13 protein-coding genes and 1 pseudogene are annotated in these 16,178 nt (G+C 65.4%); 6 read left to right on the forward strand and 8 right to left on the reverse strand.

From position 1 onward, the window contains the following. Nucleotides 1–32: 32 nt before the first annotated feature. Nucleotides 33–434 (reverse strand): hypothetical protein, encoded by a 402-nt coding sequence (locus tag BM093_RS29320; RefSeq protein ID WP_177238489.1) that lies wholly within the window; start codon nt 432–434, stop codon nt 33–35. Between the two features lie 111 nt (nt 435–545). After that, on the reverse strand, nt 546–1,322 hold the full coding sequence (locus BM093_RS29325) for a GntR family transcriptional regulator (protein ID WP_218162981.1): 777 nt from the start codon (nt 1,320–1,322) through the stop codon (nt 546–548). A gap of 79 nt (nt 1,323–1,401) precedes the next feature. Here BM093_RS29325 and BM093_RS29330 point away from each other — a divergent pair, with 79 nt between their 5' ends. Next, nucleotides 1,402–1,830: an NUDIX hydrolase gene (locus BM093_RS29330; protein WP_093353982.1), complete on the forward strand. Its 429-nt coding sequence runs from the start codon at nt 1,402–1,404 to the stop codon at nt 1,828–1,830. Nucleotides 1,831–1,990: 160 nt separating this feature from the next. Here the strand turns inward: BM093_RS29330 and BM093_RS35450 are convergent, their stop codons facing one another. From BM093_RS35450 to BM093_RS29340, 3 genes are read right to left on the reverse strand one after another with little or no spacing between them, the layout of a single operon-like run. After that, nucleotides 1,991–2,449 carry a hypothetical protein gene (locus BM093_RS35450; protein WP_143105580.1) on the reverse strand — a complete coding sequence of 153 codons (459 nt, stop codon included), beginning with the start codon at nt 2,447–2,449 and terminating at the stop codon, nt 1,991–1,993. Between the two features lie 29 nt (nt 2,450–2,478). After that, the gene (locus tag BM093_RS29335; RefSeq protein ID WP_093353987.1) at nt 2,479–3,480 is read right to left on the reverse strand and encodes a caspase family protein; all 1,002 of its coding nucleotides are present in this window, start codon (nt 3,478–3,480) and stop codon (nt 2,479–2,481) included. Then, nucleotides 3,477–3,890 carry a TIR domain-containing protein gene (locus BM093_RS29340; RefSeq protein ID WP_093353991.1) on the reverse strand — a complete coding sequence of 138 codons (414 nt, stop codon included), beginning with the start codon at nt 3,888–3,890 and terminating at the stop codon, nt 3,477–3,479. Before BM093_RS29340 ends, BM093_RS29335 begins: the two co-directional genes overlap by 4 nt. 1,201 nt (nt 3,891–5,091) lie before the next feature. Between BM093_RS29340 and BM093_RS29345 the strand changes: the two genes are divergently transcribed. The 5 genes and pseudogenes from BM093_RS29345 to BM093_RS29360 all read left to right on the forward strand — a co-directional run bounded on the left by BM093_RS29345 (nt 5,092) and on the right by BM093_RS29360 (nt 12,707). Beyond that, on the forward strand, nt 5,092–7,497 hold the full coding sequence (locus tag BM093_RS29345) for an HsdM family class I SAM-dependent methyltransferase (protein ID WP_093353995.1): 2,406 nt from the start codon (nt 5,092–5,094) through the stop codon (nt 7,495–7,497). Further along, nucleotides 7,490–7,933 (forward strand): annotated as a pseudogene (locus BM093_RS38440) (restriction endonuclease subunit S); the annotation flags it as partial. The gene BM093_RS29345 and the pseudogene BM093_RS38440, both read left to right, overlap by 8 nt. A 273-nt stretch (nt 7,934–8,206) precedes the next feature. After that, nucleotides 8,207–8,707, forward strand: a complete 501-nt coding sequence (locus BM093_RS37640; RefSeq protein WP_245773874.1) for a restriction endonuclease subunit S domain-containing protein — start codon at nt 8,207–8,209, stop codon at nt 8,705–8,707. After that, nucleotides 8,704–12,003 (forward strand): type I restriction endonuclease subunit R, encoded by a 3,300-nt coding sequence (locus BM093_RS29355; RefSeq protein WP_093354011.1) that lies wholly within the window; start codon nt 8,704–8,706, stop codon nt 12,001–12,003. The genes BM093_RS37640 and BM093_RS29355 overlap by 4 nt, the downstream gene beginning before the upstream one ends. Next, complete coding sequence (locus BM093_RS29360) at nt 12,000–12,707, forward strand: M48 family metallopeptidase (protein ID WP_093354016.1); 708 nt, start codon at nt 12,000–12,002, stop codon at nt 12,705–12,707. The genes BM093_RS29355 and BM093_RS29360 overlap by 4 nt, the downstream gene beginning before the upstream one ends. A gap of 394 nt (nt 12,708–13,101) precedes the next feature. On the opposite strand, the gene BM093_RS29365 is transcribed toward BM093_RS29360, so the two are convergent. The 3 genes from BM093_RS29365 to BM093_RS29375 are packed head-to-tail and all read right to left on the reverse strand — an operon-like array spanning nt 13,102 to nt 16,119. After that, nucleotides 13,102–14,313, reverse strand: a complete 1,212-nt coding sequence (locus BM093_RS29365) for a tyrosine-type recombinase/integrase (RefSeq protein ID WP_093354020.1) — start codon at nt 14,311–14,313, stop codon at nt 13,102–13,104. After that, complete coding sequence (locus BM093_RS29370; RefSeq protein WP_218162982.1) at nt 14,313–14,510, reverse strand: helix-turn-helix domain-containing protein; 198 nt, start codon at nt 14,508–14,510, stop codon at nt 14,313–14,315. The genes BM093_RS29365 and BM093_RS29370 overlap by 1 nt, the downstream gene beginning before the upstream one ends. Nucleotides 14,511–14,523: 13 nt before the next feature. Next, entirely contained in the window at nt 14,524–16,119 is a 1,596-nt protein-coding gene (locus BM093_RS29375; protein ID WP_093354159.1) for a replication initiator, read from the reverse strand. Between the last annotated feature and the right edge of the window lie 59 nt (nt 16,120–16,178).

The following is a 16,178-nucleotide window of genomic DNA, read 5'->3' on the forward strand; positions in this document are numbered from 1 at the left end:
GGTGGACGAGGGCAGGAAGTCCGGGCGGCCGGTCACGACTCGCCCCCGTCGTCCTTGCCCCGCCGCGGCGGCATCGGGGCCGGGGTGGCGTGCTTGAGCCCCATCGCCTTGAACGCGATCCCCGACACCGTGCGCCCGTCCGGGGACTCGATCGAGTACGGGTTGATCTTCGCGTCGATCAGCTGTACCCGCGTGTCCTCCGGGAACCCCTCGCCCGGGTCGGCGGTCAGGGTCACCTTGATCTCCTCGCCCTTCGGGGCCCGCTGGCCCGCCTGGACCTGGAGCTTCGCGAACAGCGACACCACGAACTGCGTCACCCCGTCCCGATCGGTCACCGGCACGTCGGCACCGTTCGCGTCCTGCCGGGTCTTGGGTGCGGGTGGCTCGACCACCGTGAGCTTGAAGCCGTCGAGCACCACCGGAAGATCCCTCATCGTTGCCTCCTCTCGAACCCCATGACTGGACGTCTAGGGGAGTGCCATCGAGAGTAGAGGACGTCTAGACGAGTTGCAACGGTAAGTCTGTCTGGCTCTGGGTTTCGCTGGTCAGCGGGCAGGGATGTCGTACTCGAGCACGTACGCGGGGGCGGCCTTGACGGTGTCACAGACCTCGACCGGGACACCGGCGGTGTCATAGGCGGTGCGCACGACGACCAGCACGGGGACCCCGTCGGCGAGTTCCAGCCGGCGTCGCTCGTCTGCGGTGGGCATCCGCGCGGTGACCTCCTCGACGAAGTGGTCGAGCACGTGTCCTGCGTCCTCCAGTCGTGCGTAGATGCCGCCCGGGCCGGTGTCGGCTTCCATAATCGCTGTGCCCTCGGCAAGGGGTAGGGGCAGGAAGGACGTGGCGACCTCGATCGGCCGGTCGTCGGCGAGGTAGCGGCGCGAGCGGACCGCAACCTGGTCGTCCTCAGCCAGGCGCAGGCGCTCCCGGACATCGGCCGGGGGAGCGGACCGGTCGATCTCGATCTGGTCGACTGCCGGGTGGACGCCAGCCTTCTCCGCCTCAGCGAGGAACGCGGCCTGCCCGGCCTCACGATGCTTGCGCGCGAACCGATCGGAGGCCAGCCGGCGCACCGGGGCAGGCATCCGCACGAACACCCCGCGCCCGTGCTCGGCCACGACACGGCCCTCGGAGCGCAACTCCTGGATCGCCTGCCGGGCGGTCATCCGGGCCACGGAGTAGTGCCGGGTCAGCTCCGCCTCGGACGGCAGTCGATCACCGGGGAGCAGGTCGCCACGGTCGATCGCAGAGCGCAGATGATCCGCGATCTGTCGCGACGGCGGCCGGCCGTCCTGCCGGTTGATGTCCCCGAGCTGCACGCCACTCCTCCAGTCGTCCAGACGAGGCGCTAGCATATCCGAGCAAGCTTCCGAGCAGGCAACCGGGAAAGGCGCCGATATGGCTGACGCACCCAAGCATTCGGTCAGCGTGGCCGGAATTGTCGTGCGCGACGACGGTCGAATCCTGGTCATTCAGCGTCGCGACAATTCCCACTGGGAGCCGCCCGGCGGTGTTCTGGAGCTGGGGGAGACGTTCGAGCAGGGCGTGCGTCGCGAGGTAGCGGAGGAGACCGGCATCGCCGTCGAGGTCGAGCGGCTGACCGGCGCCTACAAGAACCTGCCCCGCGGCATCGTCGCCCTCGTGTTCCGCTGCCGGCCGACCGGCGGTGAGCCCACGAGCACTGACGAGTCCCGCCACGTCGAATGGCTCACCCCCGACGAGGTCCACGAGCACATGGACCCCGCCTACGCCGTCCGCGTGCTCGACGCCCTCAGCGACACCCCGTCCTCCCGTGCCCACGACGGCGTGCAGCTCGTAGCCTCCTGACCAGCGCCCGGACGGCGACAGAGCGCGGCGACAGAGCGCGCCGTGTTTATAGTCTCCATTCGGTATCAAGGCGGCGCCTGCGGCGCCGCGCAGCGCGTGCGGCCTCCGGCCGTTCCCTGCGCGGCGCCGACGCCGTCATGGCGGAACCGACTCGCGATCGTCATTTGCTGGAACGGGCCGACCCGCTTGGCCAAACTATGGTGACTGCACTTCCCTTGGCGGAGCTGTCAGCGTAGTTGACGATATCGCCCGTTCCACCACGGCCGCGGGACGGCTTGCCATCCCATACAGCGAAAAGTCGATCGACACGCCGTGCGATCTCGAATCCAGCTGCCAAGAACGCATCTTCAGACGGCCTAATGAATGGAAGGACCTCAACGGCAGTTGCCAGCTTGACGAGTCTCGTAAAGTGCTCTCGCGAATCTCGCTCAGTAAAGGTCTCGATATAGTCGCGGCACGGTTGGATGACGTAGAGATCGCCGCCAACTGCCAGCACCTGATCTGCGAAGACTTGATCCGCACCTGCTGCGAGACTGCTTAGGCCCACGATCTTCCCTGAAATTCGAGATAACGCGTGAGCGATTTCCGCTCGCACAAGATCGACCGTCTCGTCTGTCAAGTCCTGATGGCCCGTGATCCCTACTGTGGTCAAAGTACACCCTTAGCTGCAAGACGCCAGAAGTAGCGACCCAGAGGGGTTAGGTAAACGCAGCCACTTTCCATTGCGAGCCAGTAATGGTCTCGCTTCCCGTCGGACGTTACAAGATTTGCATTTCTAAGTCGTCCGAGGTAGTCGAACTGTTGCTGTTCCGGGCTCCCTGTCGTACCGGCTGGAAGCGGCCGACCGTCGCCTTCATGGGCCGGAGTTAGTTGCAATTGGTGTGCCTCGGTCGGGAAATGCTTCGGCAAGTCTCGCAGCAGGTTTGGGTCTAGCCATGGTGGGCCGGTGCGGAGCACTGTCGGAGTTGTGACGTTGGTCTTCAGCACTGGCGTTTGCTGCCACGCATCGAACGACGACGCGGCATGCCCGAAGAGCCCGAGCGTGGTAATTGCGCCCAGGTGGTCCGAGGCGCCACCTTCGAGACCATCGATCAAGATCCGAGTGAATAGTCCATGGCCGTCATTCTCGTCGGACGTTTCTGTCGGACTGCTAGCCGCGAGGATGGTCACACCATCGCGGAGAATCGCGCGGCCGATTCGAAACTGCTCGCTCGTCGACTCCTCTTGTAGGCCAGTCAGATTGCCGAGGTCGCCAGAGAAGCAGCAATCGAGGATGATCGTAATACTAAGGGCCGCGCTGCTATTGGCGAGGACTAGGATGTCGTTAACGGAAACGCCTAGGGAGTCCCTCACGGCATCCTGCGTGACCAGTTCCGTACCCCACGGCGTTTTAGCGCCATGCCCAGCGAAGTAGAAGAGGAGAGTCTTGTCTCTACTATTATCGAAGAGCCGAGCAAGTGCGGACCTTAGCGTCGGCCGGCTGATATCATCTGCTGCCGACTGGCCCAGGAGTGTTTCCACTGTGAAGTTGGGCGATCCATCCTCATTCTTGCGGAGTACCTCCGCTATTGCAGACGCATCGTTAACACATCCGGTCAGGGGGCTACCCGGGTACGCGTCAATGCCGACACATAGGGCCCGCTTCTTCACCCGTTCTTGCCCTCAGTCATCATCTGCTTCACTGCGGCGCCGATGTCGTTCCAGTTCCATGTCATCGTCCGGTTTCGCTGGAGACCGGGCGGCAGGGTCGAATGTGGCCCGGCTCCGTTGACGTACACACCGAAGATCGGAACGTTCTGGCTTGCTGCCATCGCGATTTCCTTGTGTACGCCGGTCGCCGAACCCATGGATCGACCCACCAACACGATCAGCATATTTGTCGTGTTGATCTTTTGCTTGATCAGCTCTTCCCACTGAGCCTGGGGAAGGGGCTCCTTCGACGACCAGTCCTGCACAGTGAACGGAGTCGGCGAGCTGCTGTGGCACTGTCCAGCGAAGAGGGTCTTCTCGTGCTGGTTGTTGTCTGCGTCGAAACTGAGGAACGCGCGCGGATCACTCACGGCCGTCGCCTCTCTCTGTGCGGGGAGCGGGTGGTACCTGCCACTCCAGCGTGGAGATCTCTCACCCGTCGGCGCCAGTCGACTACGACCAGTGGTCGACCCGTCGCGCTGAGCGGGCAATCGGCCGGTCACGGGCGTTTGGCGCCAGACCAGCGGCTCACGCGCCGCGGTCGACGGCTCGCGCGGGAGCCGTGAGAAGAAGCTTGCCCTCGCCGGGCGAGCTGATCTCCGGGATGGGGGGCCGTGCCACCCCGGCGACGTCCCGGAGGGCTACCACACGGCCGCCCGTGGGCAGAGCTCCGCGGAGTCGGCCGCCGGCGTGCGTCGAGGGCTGCCCACGGACGGCCGCGCGGTCGGGCTGTGCCAGGTCGACGGGATGGCACTCGGAACGCGGCCGAGGTGCGTTGGGGAGCGGGGCGCCGTTCCTGGGCCGTCTCCGGGCCGTCGGGGCCGTCTCTGGGCCGTGTGTGACCAGCCCAATGATGTTGATCTTGATTCGGCGCGGTTAGTGGCCGATGTCAGGGGAGTAGGCACCCAGAGCCCGGTTGGGCGGTTTGGCGGCTGGGCGCGATGATTGTCTATCTGAGTGACAAGCGGTGGGCAACCGGCCGGACGGCTACAGACCGCCCCGGACTCCTGAGCCGCGCCGATCTACGTTCCGCCGCTCGTCGGGGAGCCGTGTCAGTGTCTGGGGGTCAACGACATCAACCGCGATGCCCTCGCCGGGCGGGCTGGTCTCCGGGATGGCCGGGGTGTGGCATCCCGTCGACCTCCCGGAGGGCTACCACACGACGTCCCGGGGGCGGACCTCGGCGAGCTCGGCTGGCGGTTGCGTGGAGGGCCGCCCCCGGGCCGCCGCGCGGTCGGGCGTTGCCAGGTCGACGGGATGCCACACGAACCCCTCGGGTGGGCTGGTCAGCCGGAGCAAACCCGGAGCGGACTTCCGATGATCGCTCAGCACGCCCAATGACGCCGCAGCACGAACGCCCAGCTCAGCGGGCACGACGCGGCACCCGGTGAACCACCGAGCACCTTGCGACCGCTTACGGGACGAAGCGCGTGCTGCGGTCGACGCGCAGGCGGCTGATGAGCCTAGTTCGCGTTAGGAGCGCGGTGCCTAAGGTTGCGGGGAGAGCTCCGCCTAGACCGGCTCGGTCTCTGGGGCGAGGGCTGACGTGTACCAGGAAGGACGAGCTGCCAGATGCCTCGCTTGACCTTGCCACAGCTGGAGCGGCACCTGTTCGCCGCTGCCGACGTGCTGCGCGGCTCCATGGAGGCCTCGGCCTACAAGGAGTACATCTTCGGGATGCTGTTCCTGAAATACGCCTCCGACCAGTTCGAGGCGGAGCGGCAGCAGCTCATCTCGGAGCAGCGGGCACGGGGCCGTAGCCAGGCCGAGGCCGAGCAGCGGGCTGAGTCGCCCTCGTTCTATCGGACGTTCTACGTCCCGCAGCGGGCACGCTGGGATCAGATCCGTGATCATGTTCATAAGTCGGTCGGCAGCGGGCTGAATAAGGCCCTGGAGGAGTTGGAGCACGGGAACCGGTCGCTCGACGGGGTGCTCCAGCACATCGACTTCAACCGCAAGATCGGTCAGTCGTCGATGTCCGACAAGAAGCTGCGCGAGCTCATCATGCACTTCAACAAGATGCCGCTCCGTCAGCAGGACTTCGAGTTCCCCGACCTCCTCGGCGCCGCTTACGAGTACCTGATCCGTGATTTCGCCGACTCGGCTGGCAAGAAGGGCGGCGAATTCTACACCCCGCGTGACGTCGTCCGCCTCATGGTGCAGATCGCCGACCCACATCCCGGCATGAGTGTCTACGACCCATGCACCGGCTCGGGCGGTATGCTGATCCTCTCCAAGGAGCACGTCGAGGAGGCGGGCGGCGATGGACGTAACCTCGCCCTCGCCGGCCAGGAGAAGGACGGCAGCGTCTGGGCCATCTCCAAGATGAACATGCTGTTTCACGGCATCCCGGATGCCGATCTTCGTAACAACGACGACGGCACGCTTGAAGACCCGGCGCACATCGCGGGCGGGGAGCTGCAGCGCTTCGACCGGGTGATCACGAACCCGCCTTTCTCGATGAACTACAGCGCCGACGCCATCCCATTCCGCGAGCGCTTCCGCTACGGCTACACCCCGGAGAAGGGCAAGAAGGCCGACCTGATGTTCGTCCAGCACATGCTGGCGGTCACCCGGCCTGGTGGCCTCGTCACCACGGTCATGCCGCACGGCGTGCTGTTCCGCGGTGGTGACGAGGGGAGGATCCGCAGCGGCCTTCTGAGCGACGACGTCATCGAGGCTGTGATCGGCCTCGGCCCCCAGCTCTTCTACGGGACGAGCATCCCGGCATGCATCCTCGTACTGCGGCCGCTCGGTTCGAAGCCGAAGGACCGTGCGGGCCAGGTGCTGTTTATCAACGCGGACCGGGACTACCGGGAAGGTCGGGCGCAGAACTACCTCGAGCCTGAGCACATCGAGAAGATTGTCTCGGCCTATCGCACCTTCGAGGACGTCCCTGGCTTCGCGCGCGTCGTGTCCCGCGGTCAGCTTGCTGAGAACGACGACAACCTCAACATCCGCCGCTACGTCGACACGACGTCCCCTCCGGAGCCGCAAGACGTCCGGGCGCATCTGCACGGTGGCATCCCGAAGACCGAGGTCAGCGCCAAAGCGGATCTGTTCGCCGCACATGGCCTGACGCCAGAGCATCTCTTGGCCCCGAAGAGCGACGATTACCTGCAGTTTGCCGACGTCGTGACCGAGCGGCGCGACCTGCGTCGACTGATCGAGTCCGATGCTGGCGTCGTCGCCGTAGAGAGCGCTGTGCTCGACGCCATTGATGTTTGGTGGGAGGAGCAGGGCTTACGGTTCGACAAGCTGGAGTCACCAGGCGACCTCGTCGACCTGCGTATGGACCTGATCGCGACGTTCCGAGACGCGCTGGCCTCTACGCCCCTGCTGGATCCGTTCGCGATCCGCGGCATCGTTGCGTCATGGTGGGGGCAGAGCTTGCCTGACCTTAAGGCACTCGCGACGCATGGTTATCGTGGCCTCATTGAAGCCTGGGCTGCCACAGTGCTGGACGCGCTTGCGGAGGAGAAGGCGAAGGTCAACCCGCTCGACCACAAGGTAGCTCGGGCACTGCTACCGGAGTACCTCGATCGGCTCGCCGCGCTTGAAGGCGAGGTCGCTAGGTTAGACAGCACGATCAAGGCTGCTGCTACTGCCTCGGATGATGAGGACGACGCTGAGGCCGTCGAAGAGGTGGTTCCGCCGGCCGAAGTCAAGAAGTTGAAGAGCAAGCTGACGGCAACCAGGAAGCAGCTCAAGGCAGAGAGGGGTGCCTTCGCCGACCGCCTCGCAGCGGCCAGTAGCGCTCTCGCTGACACGTCCGCGCGTGGGATCGTGCTCGACGCTATGGAACACGATCTCCTCGCCGAGGCACAGGACCGCATCACTCGGCATCGTCGGGCGGTGATCTCGGCTTTCGAGACCTGGTGGGACAAGTACCGGACATCGCTCGCGACGCTCGAAGCCGAGCGGGACGCAGCCGCAGCAACCCTCGCCGGGATGCTGCAGGAGCTTGGCTATGTCTGATCAGGACTGGTTCAAAGGAGCACTCGGGGACATCGCCACCCTCGAATACGGAGCCGCGCTCCCTGCGACTGCTCGTTCCGGCGATGACTTTCCCGTCTTCGGCTCCAACGGGGAGGTTGGGCGGCATAACGCAGCACTAGTTGAAGGGCCGGGAATTGTCGTGGGACGCAAGGGCACTGTCGGTGCCATAGCGTGGTCCCCTACTGACTTCTGGCCAATCGATACGACATACTACGTCCAGGCCCCACCTCATATAGACATGAGATGGCTCTATTGGGCCATGTCGGAGCTTGGCCTCCAGCACCTCGATTCTTCGACAGGGGTCCCAGGACTTAATCGAAACGACGCCTACGAGTTGCCAATAAGGGTGCCATCCTTAAGTGGGCAGCACCGAGTGGCGAGCGTACTCGACGCACTTGAAAATCAGATCCGACTGACCGAGACAGCGGCATCGAAATTGCGGTCTACGTTCGTCGGTCTTCTCTGTCACCTGCTTTCTCGGGGCGCGCGGTCAGATTCTGGGGAACTAGGTAGTTCTGTGATGGAACTGGGTCATGAGTCCATTACCCTGCCAAGGCGATGGACGATCGAACCTATTAGTCAGCTCCTCGGATCCGTCGACCCAGCTATGCGCAGTGGCCCGTTCGGTAGTGCACTCCTAAAGCATGAGCTTGTTGCCTCGGGAGTGCCGCTCCTTGGAATCGATAACGTGCACGTCGATCGATTCGTCGCCGATTTCAAGCGCTTCGTGACGCCTGCGAAGGCGGCCGAACTATCCCGCTACCGCGTCCGACCGGCTGACGTGATGATCACCATCATGGGCACCGTCGGGCGCTCATGTTTGGTTCCCGAGAATATCGGACTTGCCCTGTCGTCGAAGCATGTCTGGACCTTGACGTTCGATGGTTCTCGCTATCGCCCGTACCTGGCTAGCATGCAATTGAATCATGCCCCCTGGGCTCGGGCCCATCTACGCCGGGACGAACAGGGAGGAATTATGAGCGCGATTCGGTCTGACACGCTCAAGACCTTGATGCTTCCGACCCCTCCAATCGACGAGCAGATTGAGATCGAAACGATCTTGAGGGAAGCCGAGTCCAAGATTTCTAAGCAGGAGCAGGCGTTGAAGAAGCTCCGCGCGCTGAAGGCGGGACTCGCGGATGATCTCCTGACTGGCCGCGTAAGCGTGCCTGCCGAGGTTGCGTCATGAACAAGGGTCCGGAGTACCTTGAGGTCGAGAAGCCTCTCCTAAACCAGCTGTCCGGTCTCGGTTGGCAAGTCGTCGAGGGGTCGAAATCAGACCCGGCTGTCACGCAGCGCGACTCCTTCCGCGGCTCGATCCTCGAATACCAGCTGCGCGCGTCCCTGCTCAAGATCAATCGCGGTCCAGATGGTTCGCTGTGGCTTGACGATGCGCGCCTGGCCGAGGTCGTCTCGGCGCTCACGCGCTCCGAAGTAGGCAGGCTAATCGAGCTCAACCAGCGGATGACCGAGCGCCTCCTTGAGGGCGTGCCCGTGGCGGGACTACCGGACTGGGATCAGGGACGCTCCCAACGCGTCCGGCTAATTGACTTCGATAACCCAGCCAACAACGACTTCCTGGCGATCAGCCAATTCCGGGTGGATGAGCCCGGCGGCCAGGCCAAGAAGTTCGTGGCTCCGGACGTCGTGTTGTTTGTCAATGGCATCCCGCTCGTGGTTATCGAGTGTAAGAGCCCATACATCACTGACCCAATGGCCGAGGGCATCACCCAGCTACGTCGCTACGCCAACCAACGTCACCTCGGCCTGCCCGAGGGCAACGAGCAGTTGTTCTGGACTAACCAATTCGTCGTCTCGACGTACGGCGACAAGGCTTGCGTTGCGACCTTCACCGCTGGACCGGAGCACTTCCTGGAGTGGAAGGATGCCTTCCCACAGACGCGTGACGAGCTGGCAGCACAGCTCGGCAAACCCGCGGCGGAGCTGACGGGTCAAGAGCTGCTGGTTGCCGGAATGCTAGCGCCGTCCAATCTGCTCGACCTCGTCCGGCACTACACCCTCTTCACGGAGGTCAACGGCCGGCGGATCAAGATCGTCGCCCGCTACCAGCAGTTCCGCGCGGTCGGCCGGGCGGTCAGACGCCTTCGGACCGGGAAGACGCGAGCCCAAGACGGTGAGAGCGACCGCCGTGGCGGGTTGATCTGGCACACCCAAGGCTCGGGTAAGTCCTTGACCATGGTGTTCCTGGTGCGGGCGATGCGCTCGGATCCGGCGCTACGCGCCTTTAAGGTCGTGGTCATCACTGACCGGACCGACCTCGAAAAGCAGCTCGCCGAGACCGCTAAGCTCTCCAGTGAGGGCGTTGTCCGGGCACGACGCACGGCTCAGCTGCGGACCATTCTGGCGGAGAAGGGTCCTGTGCTCGTCTTCGCCATGATCCAGAAGTATCGGGAGACGGATACCGCTGCTGCGAGTGAGATCCGGATGGCCGCGGACGAGAAGAACGAGGCGCTCGGTGTCTTGAACACGGACGAGACCGTCGTGATCCTCGTCGACGAGGCGCACCGCTCTCAAACCTCGACGCTGCACGCCAACCTCATGGCAGCGCTGCCGAACGCCGCCAAGATCGGCTTCACCGGCACCCCGATCATGCGCAAGGGCAAGAAGCGCACCGACGCCATTTTCGGGTCTTTCATCGACAAATACACGATCCGTCAGGCGGAGCACGACGGCGCCGTCGTCCCCATCTTCTACGAGGGACGCACGGCCAAGGGAGCGGTGGCAGGTGGGAGCGACCTGGACGAACTGTTCGAGGACATGTTCGCCGAGCACACCGCCGAGGAGATCGAGAAACTAAAGGCGCGCTACGCCACGACCGGCGCGGTGCTGGAGGCGCCGAAACTCATCGCAGCCAAGGCGAAGTCGATTCTTTCGCACTACGTGTCGACGGTGATGCCTGGCGGCTTCAAGGCGCAGCTGTCAGCTACCAGCCGCCTGGCCACGGTTCGGTACCGCGAGGCGCTCCTCGCCGCGCGGGATGACCTCATCGCTCAGATCGAGCGCCTGCCGGAGCACGTCGTGCGTGGGGCCGAGGACGGCAGCTTGGATATTGACGTCCTTGATCGGCGCAAGCAGGTCCTGGTCCGCGCCTTGCCACACCTTGATCTCATCCGGATCCTGGACTTCGTCCCGGTCATCTCTAGCAGCAACAATGATGCCCCGACCTGGCTGCAGTGGACAGACAAGTCCCGCCAGGACACGGTCATCGCCGAGTTCAAGAAGCCGCTAGGTCTCCCAGGCGAGCAGGCGAGTCCCGTTGCCTTCCTGTTGGTACGCACCATGCTACTGACCGGCTTTGACGCCCCGGTCGAGCAGGCGCTCTACCTCGACCGCTTTATCCAGGACGCTGAGTTGCTCCAAGCCGTCGCACGTGTCAACCGGACCACCCCGGGCAAGGCCGCCGGCCTCCTTGTCGATTACTTCGGCGTTGGCGCCCACCTCCAGAAGGCGCTGCAGGCTTACGCGCCCGAGGATGCCGAAGATGCAGTTGGGGCTTTGGCCTCGATCACCGACGAGGTGCCTAAGCTGCGTGACCGACACGCCCGGACGGTGGGGCTCTTTGCTCAGGCGGGTATCGAAACGTTCGACCGTGATGAGGACATCGAGGCCTGCGTCGACGTGCTTTCGGAGGACGCCCTTAGGGCCCGGTTTGGTGTGCTGCTCAAACAGTTCCTCACCACGCTCGACACCATCCTACCCCGGCCGGAGGCGCTGTCATTCACGGCCGACGCCAAGCGGCTCGGCTTGATCCAAAGGGTCGCGTGGCGACGCTACCGCGACGACGGTCTCGGAGACTTCAACGCCTCGCTATATGGCGAGAAAGTGCGTGCGCTGATCGACGAGCACGTCATGGCGCTCGACATCGCGACCAAGATCCCGCCCGTCTCGGTCACTGACCCGGACTTCCTCGCGAAGGTTAAGGGCCTTACCTCCGATAGGGCGAAGGCCTCGGAGATGGAGCACGCCCTGCGGTTCCACATTCGGACGAACTTCGACGAAGATCCCGCGCGTTACACCAAGCTCTCCGAGCGCCTCGACGAGATCCTGAAGACGCTTACTGGGAAGTGGGAACAGCTCAGCCTCGCGCTTGAGGTGCTGCTCCGTGATGTCGCCGACGAGTCGGCCACCGAGCGAGTGCACGAGGACCCCCTGGTGGCTCGCTTCTACGGCCTTCTGGAGAGCGAGTTCGCCTCCAGCGCTAGCCTGCCGGAGGAGGTCCGCGTCGACATCATGCATCTCGCCGAAGGCGTCGTAGTCGAGGTGACCCGGCACGCGGGGATCGTCCGGTTCTGGAACAACCCGCACGCCCAGGACCAGCTCCGTAAGGACATCGTCTACACGCTGGACGAACGCGATTTGTTTCCGTTCGCCGAACAGGCAGCTATTGCTGATCGCCTCATGGAGCTCGCGCGGGCCAACCAGTCTTTGATCAGAGAGCGACTCCGTGCGCGAGGGAACTCATGACCGCCGTCCTGGAACTTGACGGTTTACGCGTACCGGTGGAGATTGGCGGCAGTAGCCGTAGGGCTCGGCTCACAGTTGAAGCCGACGGCTCGCTGCGCCTGAGGGCTGCCGAGGACGTGCCTACCGAGGAACTGCAGCAGTTCCTGATATCTAAACGCGAGTGGGTCTACGGGAAGTTGGCGGAGAAGGAAGCCCTGCTGCGCGAGCCCGTAACTAAGGCGTTGGTCGACGGCGAGGGATTTCTGTACCTGGGTCGCAGCCATCGACTGAAGATCGACGACGTAGGCAGCGCTGTCCGCCTGGAGCACGGTCGATTCGTCCTTCCTCGGCACCTCGTCGAAACAGGGGCGGCGAGTCTGATCGCCTGGTATCAGCGCTGCGGCGAGGCCTGGCTTCGACCTCGTTCCAGGGCATGGGCAGAGCGACTACGAGTCGATGCCAGGCTCATCGAGGTGGCAGACCTCGGCCACAAATGGGGAAGCGCGATGGCCGGAGGCCGAGTGCGCATTCACTGGGCGACCCTCCAGCTGTCACCGATTCTCGTTGATTACGTATTGGTGCACGAACTAGCGCATTTGCGTGAGCCTCACCACGGCCCCGCATTCTGGCAGCTGCTCGCGCGCGCGATTCCCGACTGCGAAGAGCGCAAACAGGAACTGGCCAAGCAAGGCGCTCGCCTTTGGTTTGGGAAATGTAGTTCCTGAGTCGACGCAGCTCGCTGGTCACCCCCTTAGGGATGGAGTCGGACAACTCCGGTTATTAGAGGTTGACCTTCTCGCTCCGCCTCCTGTTGGGCACGTCGATGTGGGCAGCGGAGTACAAGATCGCCCGCACTGCGACTGCGCGACAGGCCGCGCGGTCGGTCTCGCGACAGGTGGACGGGATGGCTCGCAGCGGGCTGGGGGAGCGAGCGCCCCCGGAGTACCCCCGGAGATGAACGGCAGAAACTCACGACGAACCGACGCCCGCGAGAGGCGCTCTCGCGAGTCCGCGCAGCGTACGAGGGGCAACGGCAGGCATCGAGACTCTGCCGAAGTAATGGATCTTGACTCCGCGGGTTCGGGGTTCGATCCCCCGGGGGCCCACACAATCACCAGGTCAGGGCGATGAGTCCGGCTCCGCGTCAAGATCAGAGTACGGTTTTGGGACAGTTTTCGTGTCCTCGGCGAACATTTCCTCCAGGACGTCGGCGGTCTGACGGTCGGTGAGCCGTCGCCCGAGGTAGCGGTCCTGAGTCATGCTGATCTTCGCGTGGCCGAGCTGGTCACTGATCTTCCGCGCGGACACGTCGGCGTCGTCGAGGAAGCTCGCCACCGTCTTCCTGAGGGTGTGACTGACCAGCCCGTCCAGCTCGGCGTCGTCGCGGACCTGGCGCCAGACACGGCGGACGTTCGCGGGGTCCCGCCAGCCGCCCAGGGAGTCAGGGAACACGGCCTCCACGCCTGGGCCGATCGCCAGGCGCCGGCGCTTGAGCATCGTGACGGCCCACGACGGCAGCGGGACCATGCGCTCACCCTTGCGCCCGGACTTGGTCGAGGGCAGCCGGAGCAGGCCGACGCCGGTACGGCGGACGAGACGCCAGCGGATGTCGACGGTCTGTTCGTCGAGGTCGATCTCCGACCAGCCGATGGCCAGGGCCTCACCGATCCGGACGCCGGTCGCGAGCATCATTCGGGTGAGGTCAGGCAGGTCCCAGTCGCGGGCCTTCTTGCTCTGCCCCACGGCGTCGAGCCAGGCGGTGCGTTCGGCCGCGGTCAGCGAGCGCGGAGGCCGGCGGGGCTCGGAGTCGATCCGGGCGACCTCCCGGACCGGGTTGTAGGCGATCGCGCCGTGGCGGGCGGCGAGCTTCATGACGCCGGAGATCACGACCTTGGCCGTGCGGGCCCGCGACGCCGAACGCTTCTTGATGACGCCCAGGGCGCGGTCGACGACGGGAGTGGTCATCTCCCGAACACGCATCTCGCCGAGCGCGGGTTCGACGTGGCGGCGGTAGATCGAGGCGTAGATGTCGAGCGTGCCGGGGCTGCGACGGCCGGCGTCCACAGCCTCCCGGACCTCGGCGAGCCACAGCTCGGCGACCTTGGTGAACCGGCTGTCCGGCACGACCTCGGACTCCTTGACTGGGGCCTGCCGGTCGACGATGGCCGAACGCAAGGACCGGATGGCGGCCGCCTTGCTCTTGCCCCGGCGCTTGACCTGGCGGGTCCTGCCGTCGAAGTCGCGGTAGTGGGTCCGGGCGATCCAGCTGTCACCATCCTGCCAGGCGGTGATCTTCCCGTAGCTGCCCAGCGGCAGCGGCGGCCGAGGCATCACGCCACCCCGTCGTCGAGGCCGTCGAGCCACGCAGCGACGTCGACGGGCCGGTAGCGCAGGTGCTTGCCCACCCGGCGGCACGGAGGCCCGTAGCCGGTCTGACGCCACGAGTAGAGCGTCTGCACCGGCACCCGCAGGTATTCCGAGACGTCCTGCACCGTCCACAGCGGCGCGATGAGCTGCATGTCGTCCATGTCGGATCTCCTGTCAGGCTGCGTGATCACGAGTTGCCGAACGGTCGGGCGGGGCATCGCTGGTCGCGAGGACGGCGGCGTCGTAGTCGGCGCGCCATCGGGAGCGTTGGTTGATCGCGTGGAGGAGCAGCACCGCGCGGGGTGGTACGTCACTGTCCCCGGGCCTGGTGGTCTCCCAGGCGAACGGGCCGTCGTCGACGGCGTAGGCGGGTTGCACCCCGGCGCGGTCGAGGAGTTGCCGAACGAACGCCGTCCGCTCTGCCCGGTGGTCCGAGAGCGACTTGTTCGACCACTTCCGCGAGACCAGGACCCGGCGTCCGGCGATGCCGAGGTGCTCGGGCTTGTGGGCTTTGCCCTTGCAATGCCCTGGTGTCGTTCCGGGCCGGGCGCCCTTGGGCTCGATGCCGTAGATCAGCCAGATCGGGCACCGCGGCGAGCACGGGGTGACGGCGAGTTCGTCGGCCAGGCGTCGGGCGTGCTCGCGCTGCCGGGTGGTGGCGGTGTCGTCGAGACCGGCGGCGTGCCCGATGGACTTGGTGAGGTACTTGGTCAGGTAGCCGATGTGGCGGCCGGCCTCTTCGGTGCCGCCGAGGATGCCCTTGACGTGGACCTGCGGCCCGAACACCACCGTGTGCGCCGGGGTGGTCAGGGCGTCGGGGCCGGTGGCCTCGTCCCAGGTCGGCAGCGGCACGCGGGTGTCCGGGTCCACGAACGTCTTGTGGTGGTTGTCCCAGCGCGGCAGCCGATCCCCGCGGTAGACGATCTCGTCGTGGGCGGGCCACCACACCTGGTGGTAGGTCGCAGCGGTGATCGCGCGCAGCTCCGATCGCGGGACGGTGCCGCGGATGGCAGCGTGGAAGTGCGGGGCACCGCGCTTCTGCGGCTCCACGGTGCCGAAGTACTGCACGTCCCAGCCCACGCAGCGCCGCATGTTCTGCCAGAACCGGTCCAGCAGCTTGGGGAAGTGAATCGCGTCCCGGGCGGCGCGGCGGTAGTCGTAGGACTCCGGGTCGAGAGCGGCGCCGTGCTTGTCCACCCGCCCGTAGGTGTCCAGGGTCAGGGTGAGGAACGTCGAGGGCCGGTACTTCCCACCGAACACCCGGCCGACGGTGCGGTCCTCGACCGGTCGGCGGGGCAGGTTCGGTGCGTCCTGCCGGCGCCGGGTCGAGCGCCGCACGGTCTGCGGGCCGGGGTCGAGCGGGGCCAGCCGTCCGCGGACACCGAGCGCACGAAGCTCCTGGTCGATCTCGGAGACGGTCTCGCGGATCTCCTCGCACTCCTCGTCATCGCCCGTGGTGCGGGCGTCGGTGTAGGCGGCGTGCAGGTCCGCCCGCACCGCCATCAGCTCCTTCTGCGCCTCGGACGGATGGGCGGGCTTGCTGATCGGTTCGTCCTCGAGGTGCCAGCCCTCCCGGCACTGCACCATCCGCAGCCGTCGGGCCTTCTCCGAGCACGGGCGGCACTGGTCCTCCCGTGTCGAGCCGCAGGGCACGGGGACGACGTCGACCCGGCCGGTGGTCTCGTCGATGCGGCGCATCGCGAGCGGGCGCACGCAGACGCCGTGATCCTCGGCGAGCCGGGTCGCGACCTCGTTCGACAGCGCCAGCATCGCCTTCTGGGCCCGGGTCAGCTTGTCCTGGTCGATCGGCTCGACGGGCGCCTCCGGGG

This window comes from Pseudonocardia ammonioxydans, assembly GCF_900115005.1.
Lineage (GTDB): Bacteria > Actinomycetota > Actinomycetes > Mycobacteriales > Pseudonocardiaceae > Pseudonocardia > Pseudonocardia ammonioxydans.